Source organism: Moritella sp. 28, from assembly GCF_018219435.1.
Taxonomy (GTDB): domain Bacteria; phylum Pseudomonadota; class Gammaproteobacteria; order Enterobacterales; family Moritellaceae; genus Moritella.
Map to the genome: position 1 here is coordinate 4553134 of NZ_CP056121.1, position 21683 is coordinate 4574816.

Annotated in this window: 17 protein-coding genes; 1 reads left to right on the top strand and 16 read right to left on the bottom strand. The window is 40.6% G+C overall.

The features are described 5' to 3' along the window. Positions 1 to 13: 13 nt before the first annotated feature. The 12 genes from HWV02_RS20245 to rlmD form a co-directional block, all read right to left on the bottom strand. Positions 14 to 940, bottom strand: a complete 927-nt coding sequence (locus HWV02_RS20245; RefSeq protein ID WP_255550556.1) for a peptidoglycan DD-metalloendopeptidase family protein — start codon at positions 938 to 940, stop codon at positions 14 to 16. A 63-nt stretch (positions 941 to 1003) separates the two neighbouring features. Further along, the gene (locus tag HWV02_RS20250; RefSeq protein WP_211677599.1) at positions 1004 to 1645 is read right to left on the bottom strand and encodes a protein-L-isoaspartate(D-aspartate) O-methyltransferase; all 642 of its coding nucleotides are present in this window, start codon (positions 1643 to 1645) and stop codon (positions 1004 to 1006) included. Beyond that, the gene (gene truD, locus HWV02_RS20255) at positions 1642 to 2697 is read right to left on the bottom strand and encodes a tRNA pseudouridine(13) synthase TruD (RefSeq protein WP_211680347.1); all 1056 of its coding nucleotides are present in this window, start codon (positions 2695 to 2697) and stop codon (positions 1642 to 1644) included. The genes HWV02_RS20250 and truD overlap by 4 nt, the downstream gene beginning before the upstream one ends. A gap of 47 nt (positions 2698 to 2744) precedes the next feature. Next, a complete protein-coding gene (ispF, locus tag HWV02_RS20260) occupies positions 2745 to 3224 on the bottom strand; it encodes a 2-C-methyl-D-erythritol 2,4-cyclodiphosphate synthase (protein ID WP_211689237.1) in 480 nt (159 codons plus the stop codon). Positions 3225 to 3236: 12 nt separating this feature from the next. Then, entirely contained in the window at positions 3237 to 3929 is a 693-nt protein-coding gene (gene ispD / locus HWV02_RS20265) for a 2-C-methyl-D-erythritol 4-phosphate cytidylyltransferase (protein ID WP_211677601.1), read from the bottom strand. 9 nt (positions 3930 to 3938) lie between these two features. Further along, on the bottom strand, positions 3939 to 4217 hold the full coding sequence (gene ftsB / locus HWV02_RS20270) for a cell division protein FtsB (RefSeq protein ID WP_211677602.1): 279 nt from the start codon (positions 4215 to 4217) through the stop codon (positions 3939 to 3941). A gap of 125 nt (positions 4218 to 4342) precedes the next feature. Then, positions 4343 to 5644 carry a phosphopyruvate hydratase gene (eno, locus tag HWV02_RS20275; RefSeq protein WP_045108897.1) on the bottom strand — a complete coding sequence of 434 codons (1302 nt, stop codon included), beginning with the start codon at positions 5642 to 5644 and terminating at the stop codon, positions 4343 to 4345. 69 nt (positions 5645 to 5713) lie between these two features. Beyond that, entirely contained in the window at positions 5714 to 7351 is a 1638-nt protein-coding gene (locus tag HWV02_RS20280; RefSeq protein WP_211677603.1) for a CTP synthase, read from the bottom strand. A gap of 152 nt (positions 7352 to 7503) precedes the next feature. Further along, entirely contained in the window at positions 7504 to 8298 is a 795-nt protein-coding gene (gene mazG / locus HWV02_RS20285; RefSeq protein ID WP_211689238.1) for a nucleoside triphosphate pyrophosphohydrolase, read from the bottom strand. A gap of 208 nt (positions 8299 to 8506) precedes the next feature. Continuing rightward, positions 8507 to 11713: an HD domain-containing phosphohydrolase gene (locus tag HWV02_RS20290; RefSeq protein WP_211677605.1), complete on the bottom strand. Its 3207-nt coding sequence runs from the start codon at positions 11711 to 11713 to the stop codon at positions 8507 to 8509. 382 nt (positions 11714 to 12095) lie between these two features. Next, a complete protein-coding gene (gene relA, locus HWV02_RS20295) occupies positions 12096 to 14342 on the bottom strand; it encodes a GTP diphosphokinase (RefSeq protein WP_211677606.1) in 2247 nt (748 codons plus the stop codon). A 40-nt stretch (positions 14343 to 14382) separates the two neighbouring features. Beyond that, a complete protein-coding gene (gene rlmD, locus HWV02_RS20300) occupies positions 14383 to 15717 on the bottom strand; it encodes a 23S rRNA (uracil(1939)-C(5))-methyltransferase RlmD (RefSeq protein ID WP_211677612.1) in 1335 nt (444 codons plus the stop codon). 118 nt (positions 15718 to 15835) lie between these two features. On the opposite strand from rlmD, the gene barA reads away from it, so the two are divergent. Beyond that, complete coding sequence (gene barA / locus HWV02_RS20305; protein ID WP_211677614.1) at positions 15836 to 18571, top strand: two-component sensor histidine kinase BarA; 2736 nt, start codon at positions 15836 to 15838, stop codon at positions 18569 to 18571. 81 nt (positions 18572 to 18652) lie between these two features. On the opposite strand, the gene pdxJ is transcribed toward barA, so the two are convergent. From pdxJ to rnc, 4 genes are read right to left on the bottom strand one after another with little or no spacing between them, the layout of a single operon-like run. Then, complete coding sequence (pdxJ, locus tag HWV02_RS20310; RefSeq protein WP_211689239.1) at positions 18653 to 19390, bottom strand: pyridoxine 5'-phosphate synthase; 738 nt, start codon at positions 19388 to 19390, stop codon at positions 18653 to 18655. Continuing rightward, on the bottom strand, positions 19383 to 20090 hold the full coding sequence (gene recO / locus HWV02_RS20315) for a DNA repair protein RecO (protein ID WP_211677617.1): 708 nt from the start codon (positions 20088 to 20090) through the stop codon (positions 19383 to 19385). Before recO ends, pdxJ begins: the two co-directional genes overlap by 8 nt. Before the next feature lie 13 nt (positions 20091 to 20103). After that, on the bottom strand, positions 20104 to 21015 hold the full coding sequence (gene era / locus HWV02_RS20320) for a GTPase Era (RefSeq protein WP_211677619.1): 912 nt from the start codon (positions 21013 to 21015) through the stop codon (positions 20104 to 20106). After that, positions 21012 to 21683, bottom strand: a complete 672-nt coding sequence (rnc, locus tag HWV02_RS20325) for a ribonuclease III (protein ID WP_211689240.1) — start codon at positions 21681 to 21683, stop codon at positions 21012 to 21014. Before rnc ends, era begins: the two co-directional genes overlap by 4 nt.

Below are 21683 nucleotides of genomic sequence, written 5' to 3' on the forward strand. Positions count from 1 at the left end.
CTTTCGGTCGGGCTTAACGTTTGGGCAAGTAACGTATCGGATTAACGGGTTTACCACGATAACGAATTTCGAAATACAGTTCAGCGCCCGAATTAGGTCCAGTGTTCCCCATACTCGCAATCTTCTGTCCAGCTTTAACCCATTGCTGCTCTTTAACTAATAACGCTTTATTATAGGCATAAGCACTTAGATAATCATCGTTGTGTTTAATGATAATAAGGTTGCCATAACCACGCAGACCATTACCAGAATAAACTACTCGACCGGATTCAGAAGCCAGTACGTTACGCCCTAATGAACCGCCGATGTTAATCCCTTGCTGTCCCGACTTGCTGCTGGAATAAGTGCTAATTAATTTACCCGATGCAGGCCATGCCCATGACAATTTATTATTACGAACGACCACTTTCGGTTTCGAGACTTTGGCAGCAACCGGTTTTGCTTTCACTGGCGCTTTAACTTTTACCGGAGGAGTTACTTTAGCCGTAACAGTTTTTATCGGCACCGGTTTAACCAATGGCCTAGTGGGCGCTTTAACACTGGTTTTAGTCGAGCCTGATTTCGTTGTTTTAGTTTTAGCCACAGTCACTGGTTTTGGCTTTCTATAAGATTGAGCCGGGATCTTGCCTTTCAGCTTAAGTAGCTGCCCAGGATAAATTTGAAACGATTTAGGGATCTTATTTAATGCCGCGAGATGCTTGAAATCTTGATTACTACGCCATGCAATTGCATATAAGGTATCCCCTTTTTTAACGCGATACGTGGACGTACTAATACTTGATTTCAACTCTGTTTTATAACCCTGAACACTCGTGACGGGTGCAGGGCTATGATTAGCAGTAGAACAACCAGCTAACTGAACTAAAAAAAAGACAACAGCGATACGAAGCCATAAATGGTATCGGCGTATATTGCATAAATACCTGCTGCTGATGGTCACCGCTTAACTCTCCCTAATCCCATGATTTAAATACCATAACCCTCAAGTTTAGCAAAAACACCGTCACGCTAAATCGCCGATAATTAATGGCACAAATCTGACATGTTCAATGTTTTGACTGGTATAAGTATCACCATTACGAGTGATCACTTGCAACACCTGAGATTCGACACCTAATGGCAAAATTAGTTGCCCGCCATCAACCAGTTGCGTCAGTAATGCTTGTGGTACAGAAGCGGGGGCAGCAGTCACGATAATAGCATCGAAAGGGCCTTTGCTCTGCCAACCTTGCCAACCATCGCCGTATTTCATCATCACGTTATGCAGATCGAGATTCTTTAACCGACGCTTCGCTTGCCATTGTAACGCTTGGATCCGTTCCACCGAATAAACCTGTGGAAATACCTGCGCTAAAATAGCCGTTTGATAACCTGAACCCGTGCCGATTTCCAATACTTTTGTTGGCTTAGTTTGCAATAATAGTTCCGTCATTCGTGCAACAATATAAGGCTGAGATATCGTTTGCCCTGCCCCAATGGGTAAAGCCTGATTTCCCCATGCCTGTAACGCTAGCGCTTCTTCAACAAAATAGTTTCGAGGTGTATTTTGCATTGCAGCTAACACGCTCGGTTCTCGAATTCCTTGTTCTTCAAGCAGCGCTTTTATACGCTGCCCTGCTACTCCTGTATTACCCAATTCAATCATACGGTTCCTGATGTTGGCGCTTGGTCAAAGTGACGAATAACGACTTTTTCTTCAATCAATTCACGTACAATACTCGTCGCAAAACAACCCGATGGCAGATAGAAACTTACTGTTAGGCTATCTTCAGCTAGCTGGTAGCTAAAGTTTTCAGGACGTAATATTAACGCTTTACGCTCTTGACGTAGGCCCGCAGCACTTAAACCTTCAAGCAATTCTGGATATTGCGTAATGATACTGCTTTCAAATGTTAGCGCTTCGTTCGTCGCGCTGCTGTTACCTTTACCAACGAGTGGCGCCGATAATTGTAGCGCGCCTTGGGCAACACGTTCGATAATGTCGTCAGTTAAGGTTTCTTCCGCAAAGAATGAATTAGAACCCTGTAGAATAAAGCAATCACCTGACATTGCAGTTTGCCATTTATCTTGTTTAATTCGTTCACTGACAACATGATTGAATATCAAACTACGTGCAGCTGAAATATAAAAACTACGCTTATTACGATCTTTTACTTTTTCACCCGCAAACATCGCTTGTGCGCGCACAATGTTATTACCGTTTTGACCAAATCGCTGTTCACCGAAATAGTTCGGCACACCAGTGGTTTTAATTTTTTCTAAACGCTCGGCTAATCCATCCGTACTGCTTAGGTCCGTTAGTTTTAATGTAAATTGATTACCTTTTAATGCACCAGTACGTAACTTTTTATTATGACGAACAATTTTTAATACTTTAATTTGCGCTGTTTCAATCACAGAAAAATCGGGAGTTTCTTTACCCGCCATGTGAATACCAAACCATTGTTCAGTAATAGCATGGCGGTCTTTAAGCCCAGCATAACTCACATCCTTGCCTGAAACACCGGCTGCTTTGGCTAATTCACGGGCAACATATTGGGTATTTTCACCTATTTTACGGATGGAAATAAAGATGTGTTCACCTTCACCCGTTAATTCAAAACCAAGGTCTTCAATAACCACAAAATCGGCAGCTTCCTGCTTAATAAAACCAGTTACGTTAGGTTTGCCATATAAATATTCAAATTCAGGAAGCATTGATGTCTCCGCATTAGGATTAGTTTGCATTAATTTATATTCACTTATTATGTATTTTTCATTAACAGCACGACAGCTTCGCATGCCACGCCTTCTTTACGACCAGTGAATCCGAGTTTTTCAGTGGTGGTTGCTTTCACATTCACCGCTGACAATTCGGTTTCAAGATCCGTGCTTAATACTGCACGCATTGCTTGAATATGTGGGGCAATTTTAGGTGCTTGAGCAATAATAGTGACATCTAAATTACCAATGCGATAACCCAGTTCTTTGACTTTACTAAACACATCGCGTAATAGAATACGGCTATCAATATTTTCGAATTCAGCCGACGTATCAGGAAAATGATGGCCAATATCACCAAGCGCTAAAGCACCAAGTAGCGCATCGCAAATCGCATGTAACGCCACATCACCATCTGAGTGAGCCAGAAAACCTTGTTCATAAGGGATCGCGACACCGTTAATCATAACAGGACCAGAATTACCAAATTTATGAACATCAAAACCATGACCAATTCTAAACATTAAATATTTTCCCTATTTATTATTCACTGACTGTTGTAGATACAGTGTTGCTAACGGCATGTCTTCTGGACGTGTAATTTTAATATTATCCGCGCGACCAACGACCATTTTGGGCATTAAACCTAATCGTTCAATGGCTGAAGCCTCATCGGTAATATTCGCATTACTCGCTAATCCCGCAGTTAACGCATCGGTTAACAATTTAACGGGAAACATTTGTGGTGTTAACGCATGCCATAATAAATCACGCTCGACCGTCGTAATAATATTGCCATTAGCATCAGTACGTTTCATTGTATCGCGAACCTGGCACCCTAGAATAGCACCATGTTCAGATGCCAGTGCGCCAGCAATCAAACTGTCCACATCGGCATGAGTAAGACAAGGCCGTGCGGCATCATGTACCAGAACCCAATTATACGACTGACAAGCCTGCAATCCCGCGAGTACCGAATCTGCACGCTCTTTACCGCCATTCACACGGATAATTGCCGGATCTTTCGCGATAGCAATATCAGTAAACCAGCCATCTTCCGGGCCGAGGGCCACAACGACTTGCGCAATATTAGGGTGACTTAACAACGCCGTTAACGTGTGTTCAATCACTGTTTTATCTTGCAACATCAAATATTGCTTGGGTATACTCGCGCCCATTCTGGCGCCGACGCCAGCGGCTGGGACAACCGCAATAAATTGTTCTGTCATCTCGCTAACCTAGTTATCATCACTAATAATACGGTAGAAGGTCTCACCTTCTTTAATCATGCCAAGTTCATTACGGGTACGCTCTTCTATCGCGTCATACCCATTGCGTAAATCTAATATTTCATTTTTTAACGCGGTATTACGATCGATTAAAACTTGATTATTCATTTGCTGAACGATGACTTCACGTTCGATACGACTGTAATCCATCACCCCGTTATTACCGGCAATAAAATGATAGATTAGCAAGCTGAGTATGGAGATTAATACAAAATAAAGAAGGCGCATGACAATCATCCTGTAAATTAATCAGTTATTGTCACATATAATGCAGAGTTTGGTTAGCGTATACATAAAAAAAACCCGCTAAAAAGCGGGTTTTTTAATCTATTCAGAATTAACAGTTAAGCAAATTAAGCTTGACCCTTAACCTCTTTAAGACCGTGGAAAGGAGCAGCATCACCTAGCGCTTCTTCGATACGGATTAATTGGTTGTACTTAGCAACACGATCTGAACGGCTCATAGAACCCGTTTTGATTTGGCCAGCACATGTACCAACAGCAAGGTCAGCAATTGTTGCATCTTCAGTTTCACCAGAACGGTGAGAGATTACAGCTGTAAAGCCTGCGTCTTTCGCCATTTTGATTGCTGCTAACGTTTCAGTTAGTGAACCAATTTGGTTGAATTTGATTAGGATTGAGTTAGTGATACCTTCTTCAATACCACGTGTCAAAATCTTAGTGTTAGTCACAAATAAATCATCACCAACTAATTGGATCTTGTCACCTAGTAGTTCAGTCTGGTGTTTGAAACCAGCCCAATCAGATTCATCTAGACCATCTTCAATCGATACGATTGGGTATTGGTCAACAAGACCAGCAAGATAGTGGTTGAACTCTTCAGCAGTAAATTTCTTACCTTCGCCTTTAAGATCGTAGATACCTTCTTCTTTGTTATAGAACTCAGAAGCAGCACAATCCATAGCAAGTGTAACGTCTTTACCCATTTCATAACCAGCAGCTTTAACAGCTTCTTCAATTGCAGCTAGTGCAGCAGCATTTGATTCTAGGTCGGGAGCAAAACCACCTTCATCACCAACAGCTGTACTTAGACCTTTAGACTTAAGAACTTTAGCTAGGTTGTGGAATACTTCAGCACCGATACGTAGTGCTTCTTTAAGAGTTTTAGCGCCAACAGGTTGGATCATGAACTCTTGAATGTCTACGTTGTTATCAGCGTGCTCGCCACCGTTGATGATGTTCATCATTGGTAGAGGCATAGAGTATTGACCAGGAGTACCATTTAACTCAGCAATGTGAGCGTAAAGTGGTAAACCTTTTGCAGATGCAGCCGCTTTAGCGTTAGCTAGAGAAACAGCAAGGATAGCATTAGCACCGAAGTTAGCTTTGTTTTCAGTACCGTCTAGATCGATCATCACTTGGTCGATTGCAGCTTGATCAGTTGCATCTTTACCAATTAGTGCTTCAGCAATTGGACCATTGATTGCTGCAACAGCTTTAAGAACACCTTTACCTAAAAAGCGAGTTTTGTCGCCGTCACGTAATTCAAGTGCTTCACGAGAACCTGTTGATGCACCAGATGGAGCAGGTGCCATACCGATGAAACCACCTTCTAGGTGAACTTCAGCTTCAACAGTAGGGTTACCACGTGAATCAATGATTTCGCGACCAATAATTTTAACGATCTTAGACATTTTTACTTCCTTAACTATTAAAAATTTAAGTATGCCGCGTTACCGCGGCACTAATATTAAAATCTCTGATTAGCTAGTTGATGATTTTTTATTTTCACCAGCAGCATTAATGAATCCTTCAAATAATGCGTGACCATCTCGTGGTGTTGACGTGAATTCCGGGTGGAATTGCGCAGCAACAAACCAAGGATGATTCGGATTCTCAACAATCTCTACTAATTTCTTATCCGCAGATAAACCTGTTACTTTAAGGCCTGCTTTCTCGATTTTAGGAAGAAGGTTGTTGTTAACTTCATAACGGTGACGATGACGTTCTTTAATCGTCGCACTACCGTACATTTCTCTTACTTTACTACCCGCTTTCAGGTGGCAAAGTTGTGCACCTAAACGCATAGTACCACCCAGATCTGATGCGCCAGTACGTTCTTCAACGTTACCTGATTCATCAATCCATTCTGTAATTAAACCAACTACAGGGAACTTAGTTTCTGGATTAAATTCTGTTGAATGTGCGCCTTCTAGACCTGCAACATTACGTGCGAATTCGATTAGCGCTACTTGCATACCTAAACAGATACCGAAGTAAGGAACCTTGTTCTCACGCGCAAATTGAGCTGCAAGAATTTTACCTTCAACACCACGTTCACCGAAACCACCTGGTACCAAGATACCGTCAACAGTTTTTAGAATATCAGTGCCTTTCGCTTCAAGATCTTGTGAATCAATATATTTAATTTTCACGCTTAGACGATTTTTCAAACCACCGTGCTTAAGTGCTTCATTTACTGATTTGTATGCGTCTGGTAGTTCGATGTATTTACCAACCATACCGATAATAATTTCTTCAGTTGGGTTAGCTTCTTCGAAAATTACCTGTTCCCACTCAGCTAGATCGGCTTCTGGTGCTGTTAAACCGAAACGGTTAACAATTAGCTCGTCTAGACCTTGTGATTTTAATAGCGCAGGAATTTTGTAAATACTGTCTACATCTTTCAGTGAAATAACGGCTTTTTCTTCTACGTTACAGAATAACGAGATTTTAGCGCGTTCGTTCGCTGGTACATTACGATCAGAACGACAAATTAGGATGTCAGGCTGAATACCAATTGAACGTAGCTCTTTCACTGAGTGTTGTGTTGGTTTTGTTTTAACTTCACCAGCAGCACCTAAATAAGGAACTAATGTTAAATGCATAAACATTGTGTGGTCACGACCTAGTTGCACGCCCATTTGGCGTAATGCTTCTAGGAAAGGTTGAGATTCGATATCACCTACCGTACCACCCACTTCTACTACTGCAACATCAAAGCCTTCACTGCCCGCGATTACGCGTTCTTTGATCTCATTCGTAATGTGTGGGATAACCTGAATCGTTGCACCTAAGTAATCACCACGGCGCTCTTTAGCAAGCACTGATGAATACACTTTACCTGTTGTAAAGTTATTACGTTTAGTCATGTGAGTACGAATAAAGCGCTCATAGTGACCTAAATCTAGATCAGTCTCAGCACCATCGTCCGTTACGAATACTTCACCATGTTGAATCGGGCTCATTGTGCCCGGATCAATGTTAATGTAAGGGTCTAGTTTCATCATTGTGACTTTTAAGCCACGCGCTTCTAAAATAGCTGCTAATGATGCTGCCGCAATACCTTTACCTAATGAGGATACTACCCCACCAGTAACAAAAACGTACTTAGTTGTCATACATAACCTGAAGTTGTTAGGGATTAAATGTGTATTATTGAATATATACCAGAAGGGACGACATTATAAACAAATCCCCCTCATCCCACAATGTTGACAAGTATAGCATTGTCGTTTTTCGATAACTGTGCGGTAGATCATATGTTGTAATTTTATTTCACTTTCTGCCAAAATGATTCCATTTCCCCTACAGAACAATCACTTAGTATCTTACCATTCTGTAATGCAAGTACTTCGACCTGTCTAAATCTTTTTTCAAACTTTTCATTTGCCTTACGAAGTGCTTGCTCAGGATCGTGTTTTAGGTGGCGTGTGACGTTCACTACAGAGAACAATAAATCACCTAATTCTTCTTCTAACTTAGCCTGATCAATAGCCACAGCATCCGCTTCTGCAACAACTTCGTCAACCTCCTCATAAACCTTTGATAATGCTTGCTTATAATGTTCAAAATCAAAGTTAACATCGGCAGCTCTTTGCTGTATTTTAGCCGCTCTAACCAGTGCAGGAAAAACATTGGGTATATTGTCTAATGCACTGTGTTGAGCCGGTTTTTTATGATTTTCAAAACGCTCTTTCGATTTTTGTTTTTGCCATGCGGCAATAACTTCAGATTCAGACTGTAGTTTTATTTCACCAAAAATATGTGGATGACGTTGGATTAATTTCTCAGCAAGCTGTTGAATAACGTCATCAAAGCTGAATAACGCCTCTTCCTGTCCTAATTGGCTATAATAGAGTACGTGGTAAAGCAGATCACCAACTTCACCCTCAAGACCTTTCAAATCATTATTTTCAATAGTATCAACAACTTCATAAGCTTCCTCCAACGTAAACTTAGCTATCGACGCAAAGCTTTGCTGCAAGTTCCAAGGGCATCCTGTATCTGGATTACGTAACTTCTCAACAATATGCCGTAAATCATTAACCGTGTACTTTTCTTTCAAAATAAATCCTATTAATTCAACTTTTCTGCGAAATCCCAAGATCCTGACTCATTACTTTAAATTGAACCATAACTGAGACTAAATGATTTATCAGTGAGTATATAATGATATTCATTACGTTTGGAGAGGCGTGACTAAATGATCTAGGAAGGGTTTATAACGCACGATGAATCATCTGATGATGCTCCACAGTACGTTATAATGGCTATTAAGCAGTCAATTGTTTACTTAAATCAACCTCATCTAAGTGTTCTGGTTGCAGATACTTACTTAAATCAATCTCATCAATTTGTTCAGACTTCAAATATTTTTGCGCATATTTAATATGCGTACCACTTTGTAAAAATAATCTAAACAACTCAATATCTAAATGCTGATCCAAGGCCATCTTATACATGATATCAACTGCAACACTGACTGGTTTAGCTTTCTTATAAGGACGGTCAGACGCGGTCAGGGCTTCAAAGATATCAGCGATCACTAAGATACGTTCTGGAATAGAAAGATCATCAGCAGTCAGTTTACGCGGATAACCCGTGCCTTTTAATGTTTCATGGTGAGTTGAAGCGTAACGCGGGACACGACTTAATTCTGGCGGAAAGGGGAGGTTGTCTAACATCTTAATTGTACTGATCATATGTTCATTGATCTTATACCTGTCTTCCGCGGTTAACGTGCCGCGACTAATCGTTAAATTATAGACTTCTCCTAAGTTATACTGATGCTCTGGTACGTCCATCTTAATACCAAACTTAGGGTCAAACTCCACTTTACGATCTCGCTCAACAATATGATCAGCTTTATCTGAAAGCAATTTTTCAATCACTGGTAAACGGGTATTTAACGATTCTTTTTTCAGTAGCTCTTCAGCCGAAGACAGTCCTAGACTATCATCGAAATGACGTAACCATGTTTGTTCTGATAAAACCTTCACGCGGGCAACTTTATCATCACTCATAAACTCACCGCCTACATTCGATGCCGCAATAAACGCAAAATCATCGGTCAACTTCTGTTGTTTGGCCTTAAGCGCAGCATCAATCGTACTCTTATGCTCTGGTAATACGATTTGTTGTTTGAGCGCGGAGATTTCAGCATCACGCCACAACACTTCAAACCGCGTTCTAACTTCGTGAATACGGTTGTAATTTGCCTCTAATTTAGTGCCCTTATCGACAATATATTCAGGTGTCGTGATCTTGCCACAATCATGTAGCCAAGCCGCAATTCTAAATTCACGTTTCTCATCCGCGTTGGCAAATTTGAAATCTTTAAATAACGCAGAATCACATTGCTCAGTAACCTCTGCTAACATTATGCCAAGCTCTGGCACACGATTACAATGACCAGCCGTGTATTTCGATTTATCATCAATGGCTTGTGCAATAAGCTTAATAAACGCTTCTAAGAATTCTTTTTGTGCTGCTTCATATTGCTGTAAGTCTTTTGACATATCCATCATAGCTTCAGATAATTCCCAGACTTCTTTTATCGCCGTATCCACTAATTGCACTTCATCATAGCGCCGCTCTTGTACTTTTCTCGTTTCAATTCGTAATTGTCGAATTGGTCTGACAATCGGAGCACCAAACAACCAAGCTAAAGGCAACATCAATAACATGAAAATAACTGTCACAAAAATAGCTATTTTTACCTGCTCATTTACCTTCTGGTAAATCACTCTTTTCGGGATGACTACAGCGAAGAATTCTTCCGAATTGGCGCCAACTTTAACAGGACTAATATAAACTAACTTTTCCTGATCTTCGATGACACGATCCAAAATTTGGTCATGATTACCTTGTGTTCCAGTTAGTGATACTAGGTCTTGATAGGGCACCATAATATTGTCGTGTATAACTTTATTCCCAAGCCATTTACTCGCAAGTACCGCTCGCTGGTTAGCACTAATATTAGCTATAGCAGCATTAATAATGGGAATCAGGTCCTCATGCTCGGATTTAAGCACGATGTAAAACGCTGAAGAAAATTGTTCTACTAGATCAATAATATCATCATGCAACTTAAGATTTTTATAGAAATATTGCGATAATCCAGAAATGAGTACCGGTTTAACATCTAATAATGCGTCAGTGTCCCCCTCCGAAACAGATTTAAATGCTGCATTTCTATCCACAAATTCAATCAACTCAATGTGAGGGAAATCTTGGCGTAATTTAGCTGTCATAGGCCAACCCGATAAGATCGCAACTTTCTGTCCTGCCAATTCAGCATAATTATGAACATCCGCACTACTCATACGCGTCACCAAAGCAAAATTGAAATCATAAATAGGATCACTATATACACCTGAATATCTACTGCTCTGATTCTGCTGTAATGAATGCAATCCATCTAAAGAGCCATTGTTATACTTGTCAATTAACTCGAACCAAGAAAAGCCATTAATAAACTCAAAATCAATCCCCGTCATGTCTTCAATCAACAGTAATATATCGATAGCATATCCTTGAGGCTTCCCGGATAAAGAAAAATCAAGTGGCACCCTGTCATTTTGGTTTGATATCTTTATTGTCGCAGCTGTGCTGATAACGCTACGCTGCTGCGCTGTTAACGCCAACATATCAGATTTGGGGATGGCAATGCGCTTAGCGGCTTGACGACTTGAAGAGATAACTTCGCCAGATTTTATGTATAAATAAGACTCAATTTCGCTAATATCACTTAAATCGAATGAATTATTCGACAACTTATCTGCGATAGAAGACAACACAATATCAATACCCAGAATTCTACTTTGATCTTGGTTATTTTTGTCTTTAAATTTGAGTGAATAAGTTTGACCTGTAATTTTTAAATGTTGAAATAAGTAGGGCTTTGTTTTAAATACCGAATCTGTATTCGCAGCCACATACCACGGTCTTTCGGTTGGAAAATAATTACTCTCACTAATGCTTACGTCTCGTAATACAAAGTGACTGTCGTAATAATAAGTGCCACGAACTCGATTCTGTCTATCACCCGTTATCTTGATAACAACCCAGCGATCATCCCGATTTGCAGCAAGCTTTTCTCGTACAATCGGTGAAGAATCAAGGTTAATCAATTGATAAAAATCATTATTCTCTGAGCCAACATAGATACTGTAAAATAGTGAATTTTCAATCATGATTTCGGCAAGAATATTACTAAGCTCTATCTCATTAGATTGAATATCAAACATCTGGTTCATCGCAACCAATAAGCGTGCCGTATTAGAGGCATCACGTTCTAAATTTTGTATATATGCTGATAAATCGAAAGATGCCTTGGATAAACTTTGCAACGTGTGTTCCATCGCCATTTTTTTGCTGAAATGGTATTGCAAAGATACCGCAACAAATCCAGTCATAAGTGTTGCAAGCACAAACATGGTACCGACAGTAAAGCGCAGTGAAAATTTCCTTAATTTCATCGCAATTCTTCCTTAAATTCAATTACTCTATACAGCTTTAAAGCATGCTTTTCATACGCTACCGCAAATAAACAGAACACTCTGTCTAATTAGAAAGAGTATTCGATAAAAATAAAGGGAATGCGATGTACATCAAGTAATTAGGTGATAGGAGTTTCTAACGTGTGGATTAAAGTATGTTTTTGGTGTGAGTTTTATTTGGTAAGTAAGGAAATAACATGCAAAATGACAAGAAAAAGACTTGGCTATAATACCTACCGCTAATACTTCAGATGTAGACATACCGACAAGTAAAATTATTTCTGAGATAAAAGCCGGTATTGAAATCACAATCCCGGCTTTATAGTTCACTACATTACAGATACATATTTTACGTAATCAATTATCTTAAACGCTTAGCGTAAATCACACCTTTAACCTGACTCATACGGTTGGTCAAATGGCTCAGAGTATCAATATTATAAAGCTCGATATTAATCTCTAACGTCGCTGTTTGTAACTTAGTATCCGTCCGAGTATTCATACCAACGACATGGATACGATCATTAGCAAAGATAGTCGTTAAGTCACGTAATAAACCTCTACGATCCGTTGCATGTACCACCAGTGTGACACGATAACCGCCACTAAAATCGTCGCCCCAAACCGCATCAATAATACGTTCTGGTTGGCGATTACTTAAATCAGCATACTGTAAACAACCATTACGGTGGATCGAGATACCACGTCCTTGCGTAATATAGCCGACAATGTCATCACCAGGGATCGGCTGACAACAATTCGCAATATGGGTCATCAAGTTCCCCATCCCTTCCACTACAATATGATCTTTATTACGTTTTTTCTTCTGCTGGTTTTGTGATTTTTGTACTTGCTGGTCAACCAACTCTAGCGCAAGCTTATCTTCTTCTTCCGCACTAGGCTGTAATAGCAGTACTTTAATATGGTTAATTACTTGGTTAAGACGCGCATCGCCACTACCAACCTGGGCCAATAAATCTTCTAGCGTATTAGAGTTAAAACGCTCGAAGGCACAGCTCGCATCAGACAGCTGGAGTTTAAGTTTATGCAACTCACCTTCTAACATGTCTTTACCAGCGGCGACATTCTTATCGCGATCAAGACGCTTAAAGTATGTATTAATCTTGGCTCGTGCGCGCGCAGATTTCACATAACCGAGATTCGGTAATAACCAATCACGACTTGGATTGGGATTTTTCTGGGTGATAATTTCAACCTGGTCGCCAGTCTGTAGTTCATACGTGAACGGGACAATACGACCACTGATTTTGGCTCCAATACAGCGATGACCAACCATACTATGTACATAGTAAGCAAAATCAAGCGGCGTTGAACCTTGTGGCATATCAACCACATCACCTTTTGGGGTAAACACATACACACGATCATCAAATACCTGACTGCGTAACTCATCAACTAAGCTACCGCTTTCAGCCATATCATCTTGCCATGCTAATAATTTACGTAGCCAAGCAATTTTCTCTTCGTAACTGCCTTTCTTGGTGCTATCAGAACCTTCTTTATAACGCCAATGCGCAGCAACACCCAATTCTGCGTCATCGTGCATTTGCTTGGTACGGATCTGTACTTCAACGGCTTTATTCTCATCCCCTACCGCGACAACGGTATGGATGGATTGATAACCATTGGCTTTTGGATTTGCTACATAGTCATCAAATTCACTGGGAATAGGACGGAATAAATTATGAATAACCCCTAAAGCAGCATAACAATCCTGTAATTCAGCCGCGATCACACGCACTGCACGTACGTCATATAAACCAGTGAAATCCAAATTTTTCTTCTGCATCTTTTTCCAGATACTGTAGATATGCTTGGGACGTCCGTAAACTTCGACTTTACCGCCTGCAGCTTCAACACCCGTTTTAACTTGCGAGACAAAGTTAGCAATAAACTCTTCGCGATCAATACGCCGTTCAAGTAATAGTTTGGCAATTTTTTTATAGGTATCAGGATGCGAATAACGGAATGATAGATCTTCTAATTCCCACTTAAGCTGACCAATACCTAAACGGTTAGCAAGCGGCGCATAGATATCTGAAATTTCTTTTGCAGCTAGTACACGCTCTTCTTCAGATTCATTTTTAACCTGACGAAGATGACAAATACGTTCAGCTAATTTGATCACAATCGCGCGTACATCATCCACAATTGCCATTAACATACGGCGTAGATTATCCACCTGACTTTCCGATGGCTTTTGTGATTTTGCTTGTAGCGTACGGATCGCATCCATCTCTACAACGGCGACTAATAAGGGTAATAACTTGCAGCCAAACAAGGTGTCAATTTGTTCGTTATCATATAACTTGGCATCAAAAAATGGATATAGCAAAGCGACCTTTAAGGTATCCATATCCATATCCATGGTCATCAATATTTCAACCATTTCCACCCCGTAAGCAAGTAACGGGAAATGAACTTCAGCTTCATCCTCTAAGGATTCAGCTGTTTCTTTTAATGCTAATTGAGAATATAACTCAAATAATTCATCTTGCTCTGTCGAGGTGAGTGCTAACGAAGACGTCCAGGTCTTCGCATCAAAGTCTTTCGGGTTGGTCAAATGAGAATCACGTACCGCAACCATGTCTTAATTCCTAACAAGATTAAACCAAAAAATACACGCGCTAAACGCGTTCAAATAACGCCATTGACTCAACATGTCCCGTTTGTGGAAACATATCAATCATACCAAGGCGTGTTAATTTATAATGCTTTTCCATCAACAACTTCGAGTCTCGCGCTAATGTTGCTGGATTGCAAGATACATAGACAATTTTATTCACTTTTAGTTTATGTAAATATTGCACTGTTTCTGCCGCCCCCGCTCGAGCAGGATCTAATAATACTTTATCAAACCTATTTTTTGCCCAAGATAGCTTAGAGAAGTCAGCCGATAAGTCCGCTTGATAGAATTCCGCATTATCGACATTGTTCGCCATTGCATTGACTTGTGCCTGACGCACCATTTCATCAACACCTTCCACACCTACGACTGAATGACATAAACGCGCAACTGGTAAACTAAAGTTACCACCACCACAGAACAAATCTAATACTCTGTCTTCAGGGCTTAAATCTAGCCAATCGAGTGCTTGCGCCACCATTTGGTTATTCACCACAGGGTTCACTTGAATAAAATTACCCGGCGTAAAACTTAATTTAAATTCACCATCAGCAAGCTGATACCAAGCGGCTGGCGTATCAGGGGTTAATTTAAGTATCGATTCAGGCTCAGGTTGTAGGTAAATACTTAACTGATGTTCACCAGCAAAGGCTTGCAGTAAATCTTGATCTTTATCCTTCAATGGTTTTAAAATTCGGAATAAGCAAATAATGCCAGAATCCACTGCAAACAACTCAATATGGCCTAAATCACGACGTACATTAAGCGTAGCAAGTAATTGGCGTAAAGGTTGAATCAATGCTGACAAGGCGGGTACTAATACCGGACACTGATTAATTGCGACTAGGGATTTACTGTTACGTTCACGGAAGCCAAATACCAATGTCTTGGCTTTACGATCAAACATCACACTTAGACGTGCAGTACGACGATACTGCCAAGGCTGCGATAATATAGGCTCAGCAAATTCAATATCATCATTTTTACTGAAGTTCTGTAATAAACTAAATAATGCAGTTTGTTTATAATCAGCCTGAACATGGCTATCTAATGTTTGTAAACTACAGCCGCCACACGTTGCATAATGCGGGCATGCTGGTTCGATTCGTTGCTCAGATGGCGTTATTACTTTTCTTAAGATCGCTTTTGCGTATTGCTTTTTTTGTTCAATAATATTCACTGATACGCGTTCACCTGGTAATCCACCAGCAACAAATACCGCTTTGCCATCAAGGCGACCCAAACCTAAACCTTGATGATCTAATTTTTCAATAGTGATCTCGACCGCTTTACTCGGAGTTTTATGTACTTTTTTTGCTTTAAAAATTTGCGCCATATTGATATACAACTATTGCCTATGTCATCATTAGGGTATTATTCTAACCTGCTTTCCCGCTTTATACTTAAATAACTTCTGTAGATGGCATTAAACCAGATACCAATAAGATGACTTTATGACTAAATACGGACTTCGTGCCAAAGTAATGGCACTGACGATTTTACCGACAGTTTTGATCGGGACATTATTAGCCAGCTATTTCACCTTTAACCGCTATCAGCAACTAGAGACAGTACTTATTGAACAGGGCATTAATATCATTGAGCCACTGGCCATCGCGAGTGAGTACGGCATGTTACAAAACAGCCGAGAATCACTGAAAAAACTACTCGGTTTAACCCACCGCAAGTTTGCGCCGACGATTAAAAGTATCGCCATTTTTGATAACAATAATAAACTGTTTGTAACCAGTAATTACCACCGTAATTTTTCCGTGCTTAAAAACCCCGACAACAACAAACTGCCGGAAATCACCCAAGTCGAAGTACTTGATGATTACATCATTCTGCGTTCTCCGATTATTGCCGAAATTGACAATACCAATTTCCCATTAAGTTTAGAAAACCCGGAACAGGTCCTCGGTTATTTATCTATTCAGCTCATTCGTGACAAAGCGATATTACTGCAATACCGCGATACCACGGTCTCGGTATTTATTGTATTACTAGGCTTCTTTACCGCGCTTATCTTCTCCTGGCGATTAGTTAAAAACGTTACCCAGCCCATTACCGACATGGTCACCGTCGTTGATCGAATCAGAGAAGGCCGACTCGATGCCAGAGTAATCGGTGAACACACGGGTGAACTAGCACTGCTCAAGAATGGTATTAACTCGATGGCAAAGTCACTCTCGGCTTATCACGAAGAAATGCAGCAAAATATTGACCAAGCAACCTCTGATTTACGGGAAACCTTAGAGCAGATTGAAATTCAAAATATTGAATTAGATATGGCAAAAAAACGTGCTCAAGCAGCCGCACGAGTGAAATCTGAATTCTTAGCAAATATGAGTCATGAGTTAAGAACACCGCTTAACGGGGTGATTGGCTTCTCTCGCCAGCTATTAAAAACGTCACTAAGTCCGAATCAAACCGATTACTTACAGACCATTGAGAAATCAGCCAAGAACTTGCTTAGCATCATTAATGACATTCTCGACTTTTCTAAGCTTGAAGCGGGTAAGTTAACCCTAGAACAGATCCCATTCAATCTACGCGACACGATTGAAGAAGCCGCCATATTACTCGCACCAACAGTGCATGATAAAGGCCTTGAGCTATCCCTACATGTTGATAAGAATGTTCCTGATGGCATTATTGGTGATCCATTCCGATTCCAGCAAGTGATCACCAACTTACTGGGTAATGCCATCAAGTTCACCGAAAGTGGTAATATTGATATCCATATTGAATTACTGGAATCCACACATAATAGCGTTACTATTCAAACGAATATCCGCGATACCGGCATTGGCATTTCAGAACAACAACAAGCGCAACTCTTTGAAGCCTTTAACCAAGCCGATACCAGTATCTCACGTCGTTATGGCGGTACCGGACTCGGTCTGGTTATTACCCAACGCTTAGTTGAATTTATGGGCGGTGAGATCTCGCTTGATTCTGACTTAGGCCAAGGTTCTAACTTTAAATTCTCGCTTAAATTTAATATGACCTCGACTTCATTATCTGAACCGCTGCCAGTCAGTGGCTTTAAAGGTAAACAAGTCTTGCTCTATGAAGTAGATAATTACTCCGCACGTTCGTTAATATCCTTGCTGAATAGTTGGGATCTGGACGTTTTACATTGTGCTAACGAAGCCGAGTGGCAACATTATATCGAGCAACCTTACCACTGCGTGATTATAGCTCAGAACGATGAAAACAATTTAACACCTATGTATAATAAGATGAGCCAGTGTCATGATATTAATGCGGCAGTCGTAGTATTAATTAACTCTTCAGACCCTTGCTTACAAGAAGAAATCATTCAAACTGGCGCAAGGCATTGCCTCACAAAACCATGTAATCACCGTAAACTTGTGAATGCATTAGCCTATTTAGAAAAACCAGCTGAACAGCCAATCCCGCAGCTGAAGATTGAAAAACCAAAAGCTAAAGTTGACCTGTCAATTTTAGCGGTCGATGATAATCCTGCGAACCTAAAACTTATTAGTGCAATGTTGACAGATTCAGTCACTCGCATTGAAATCTGTAGCAACGGTGCCGAAGCTGTTGCCAAAGCCAATAAAATGGATTTTGATATTATCTTTATGGATATTCAAATGCCAATTATGGATGGTATTAGCGCCTGTAGATCAATTCGTTCTGGCAGCCGTAATCAATCAACACCGATTATTGCAGTAACCGCACATGCCATGAGTGGCGAACGTGACCGTCTACTGAGTAAAGGTATGGATGATTACTTAACGAAACCAATTGATGAGTCTATTCTAAAGCGTATCTTACAGCAATGGGGCAGTTCGTCACATGATAACAGTGCGGTCCAAAACCATATTTTAAATTGGCCACTGACCTTACAACGTTCAATGGGTAAAGAAGATCTTGCGGTGGATATGCTAGAGATGTTTATCAATAGCTTACCAGAGATCAGTGAGCACCTTGAACAAGCTTTAGCACGAAGTTTGTCACGCTCAGAATTTCAGAAAATCATTCATAAATTTCACGGTGGCGCAGCATGTTGCGGGGTATTACCTATTCAGAATTTAGCCGATCAGATTGAGCGTGGTTTACGTAAGGGCGCAGACATCGAAGATGTTGAACCCGAAATATTTGAACTACAAGAAGCCATTGAAACAGTTATTAAGGAAGCACAGCCCTATTTACCCAATTAACCGCTAATCTAAATCTACGAACAACCACACAATAAAAAGGAGCCAATGGCTCCTTTTTGCATACGTATAAGAGGTAATAACTTAGCGGTTATTTCGCGCTTCTTGCATGATGATTTGCATGTCTTTTACCGCTTTACCTAAACCATCAAATGCCGCACGTGCAATAATTGCATGGCCGATATTCAATTCATAAATTTCAGGAATAGCCGCGATAGGTTGTACGTTATGGTAATGCAACCCGTGACCTGCATTTACTTTCAATCCTGCGTTATGCGCATAGCTCACTCCAGCTGCGATCTTCTTCAATTCAGCTTGTTGCTCGCCTTCAGAGTCTGCATCCGCATAAGCACCGGTGTGCACTTCAATGTACGGCGCGCCAGTTGCAACCGCCGCATCAATTTGCTCTTTATCAGCATCGATAAATAACGATACAAGAATACCTGCTTCGCTTAAACGTTTAACCGCTTGAGTTATCTTGTCTTGTTGGCCAAGTACATCCAAACCACCTTCAGTTGTCAGTTCTTCACGTTTTTCAGGTACTAAACAAACAAACTCAGGTTCGATCTCACACGCAATATCCAGCATTTCAGCAGTCACAGCCATTTCCAGATTCATACGCGTTTGAATGGTTTCTTTTAGCACTCGCACATCACGATCTTGAATATGACGACGATCTTCACGTAAATGCACTGTAATGCCGTCTGCGCCATTTAATTCGGCGACAGATGCTGCATGCACAGGATCAGGGTAAGTAGTACCTCTAGCTTGACGCAGGGTTGCGATATGGTCAATGTTGACACCTAAAAAGATCTTATTCACGTTTAATTCCCTTATTAATAAATAGTTCTCTGCTTTTCAGCGGCTTGTTGCCCAAATAGGGTAACAACATTTGTCGACAAAAGCGCTTTGCAGCCGCTGAATTCTCTTGGTTAAATTGTCTTTGCTCAAAGGCGAGTAAATCTTTACCTAAAAATGAGCTATCCACTGCAACTTTATAAATAGATGGCACAATCCCAACATGTGGTACGTATTTATACATACGCTCGGGGAGCACTGCATCCATGGTATCAGCACAATAGCTTAACGCACCAATGTTACCTAAACATTGCATTAAATTAAGTTCAAATTCACGCAATAAGGGTTCAAGGGGTTGTTGTTTAGCTAACGCTAATAATGCATTTTGATAATGGGAGAATAGTTCGGGGTTCGCTTGTTCACTGGCCAGTAAGCGATAGAGTAATTCATTGAGATAAAAGCTAGCATAGAGATGCCGACCTGAGAGGGGTAATGAATTTGATACCGCCTCGACCTGGCGCATGGATTTTAATCCACCTTTGCCGGCATAGGCGATATTAAGTAAGGTAAACGGCTGTAAAATTGCACTTTGACTGTTCTTACGCCCTCGCCCTGCTCGTCCTACTAACGAAATTTTACCATCGTTAATGGTAAAGAAGTCGATAAGTAAACTCGACTCCTTAAAAGGTCGACGGTGCAGTACAAAAGCGTTTTGTAAGTCCATGCAATAATGCTATTTACACTTCATCTCCGTAACCTAAGCTACGAAGTGCACGTTCATCATCAGCCCAACCAGATTTCACTTTCACCCAACATTCTAGAAATACTTTATTATCAAACAAAGTTTCCATATCACGTCGTGCTTCTGTACCAATAGTTTTTAACTTCGAGCCTTTGTTACCAATAACCATACGTTTTTGAGTATCTCGCTCAACTAAAATTAACGCATTAATATGGAACGTGCCATTTTCACTGACTTTAAACTGCTCGATCTCAACCGTGGTTGAGTAAGGTAATTCTTGGCCTGTAAAACGCATCAGTTTTTCACGAATAATTTCAGACGCCATGAAACGTGAAGAACGATCAGTTACATAATCTTCAGGGAAGTAAAAATCACCTTCTTGTAACTGCTTCGAACAAATACCACGTAGCATTTCTACGTTTGTCCCTTTCGTTGCAGAGATAGGAATAATTTCCGCGAAGTTAAACTTCGACGCCAATACCTGAAGGTGTGGCATTAACTCTTCCGCTTTATCTTTGATCGCATCGGTTTTATTAACCGCCAAGTAGATTGGGCATTTAATATCACGCAGCTTGTTCAATACCATGTCATCGTCTTCGGTCCAACGGGTACCATCAACAACAAAAACCACCGCATCAACATCAATATCTTTTAATGAGCTGCTTGCTGCACGGTTCATTAAACGGTTAATTGCACGTTTTTCATCAATGTGTAGGCCTGGAGTATCAACATACACAGTTTGACGATTATCTTCAGTATCAATACCTAGAATACGGTGACGAGTCGTTTGTGGTTTACGCGAGGTAATACTTACCTTTTGTCCCAGAATGCGGTTTAGTAACGTTGATTTACCTACGTTAGGACGACCAACGATAGCAACAAAGCCGCTATAAGTCATATCACTCATTGTAATTGCTCCAATGCTTTTTGAGCTGCTTCTTGTTCTGCTTTACGACGACTAGTACCTTTACCTGTAACAGGTTTCTCTAGGCCTTCAATAACGCAATGAATGGTGAACTCTTGATTATGAGCTTCACCTTTAACTTCCATTACTTGATACAATGGAAGAGCTTGCTTACGTCCTTGCAGCCATTCTTGTAATTGTGTTTTAGCATCTTTCTGACCGATACCAGGTTTGATCATTGCTAAACGTGATGCATACCAAGCCAATACACGTTCACGCGTTTTCTCGATATCGCTATCCAGATACATAGCACCAATTAAGGCTTCCACTGTATCTGCAAGGATAGATTCACGACGGAATCCACCACTTTTTAATTCACCAGGGCCTAAGATTAAACACTCACTTAATTCAAACTCACGCGCAATTTCAGCGAGCGTTAACCCTTTCACTAAGGTGGCACGCATACGGCTTAAATCACCTTCCGGCACCTCAGGAAACTGGCTAAATAATGCATCTGAGATAATAAAGCCAAGTACCGAATCGCCTAAAAATTCAAGACGTTCATTATGTTTGTAATAAGCACTACGGTGCGTCAGCGCTTGTTGTAGCAGGGCACCGTCTTGGTACTGATAACCTAATACTTTTTGTAATCTTTCTAATATAATTGTCAT

Excerpts from the sequence above, each read along its gene's own strand:
- HWV02_RS20250 (WP_211677599.1), bottom strand. The coding sequence starts at position 1,645 with ATGATTGAATTGGGTAATACAGGAGTAGCAGGGCAGCGTATAAAAGCG.
- ispF (WP_211689237.1), bottom strand. The coding sequence starts at position 3,224 with ATGTTTAGAATTGGTCATGGTTTTGATGTTCATAAATTTGGTAATTCT.
- relA (WP_211677606.1), bottom strand. The coding sequence starts at position 14,342 with ATGGTTGCGGTACGTGATTCTCATTTGACCAACCCGAAAGACTTTGAT.
- ispD (WP_211677601.1), bottom strand. The coding sequence starts at position 3,929 with ATGACAGAACAATTTATTGCGGTTGTCCCAGCCGCTGGCGTCGGCGCC.
- recO (WP_211677617.1), bottom strand. The coding sequence starts at position 20,090 with ATGGACTTACAAAACGCTTTTGTACTGCACCGTCGACCTTTTAAGGAG.
- HWV02_RS20290 (WP_211677605.1), bottom strand. The coding sequence starts at position 11,713 with ATGAAATTAAGGAAATTTTCACTGCGCTTTACTGTCGGTACCATGTTT.
- HWV02_RS20280 (WP_211677603.1), bottom strand. The coding sequence starts at position 7,351 with ATGACAACTAAGTACGTTTTTGTTACTGGTGGGGTAGTATCCTCATTA.
- era (WP_211677619.1), bottom strand. The coding sequence starts at position 21,015 with ATGAGTGATATGACTTATAGCGGCTTTGTTGCTATCGTTGGTCGTCCT.
- eno (WP_045108897.1), bottom strand. The coding sequence starts at position 5,644 with ATGTCTAAGATCGTTAAAATTATTGGTCGCGAAATCATTGATTCACGT.
- rnc (WP_211689240.1), bottom strand. The coding sequence starts at position 21,683 with ATGACAATTATATTAGAAAGATTACAAAAAGTATTAGGTTATCAGTAC.
- barA (WP_211677614.1), top strand. The coding sequence starts at position 15,836 with ATGACTAAATACGGACTTCGTGCCAAAGTAATGGCACTGACGATTTTA.
- rlmD (WP_211677612.1), bottom strand. The coding sequence starts at position 15,717 with ATGGCGCAAATTTTTAAAGCAAAAAAAGTACATAAAACTCCGAGTAAA.
- ftsB (WP_211677602.1), bottom strand. The coding sequence starts at position 4,217 with ATGCGCCTTCTTTATTTTGTATTAATCTCCATACTCAGCTTGCTAATC.
- truD (WP_211680347.1), bottom strand. The coding sequence starts at position 2,697 with ATGCTTCCTGAATTTGAATATTTATATGGCAAACCTAACGTAACTGGT.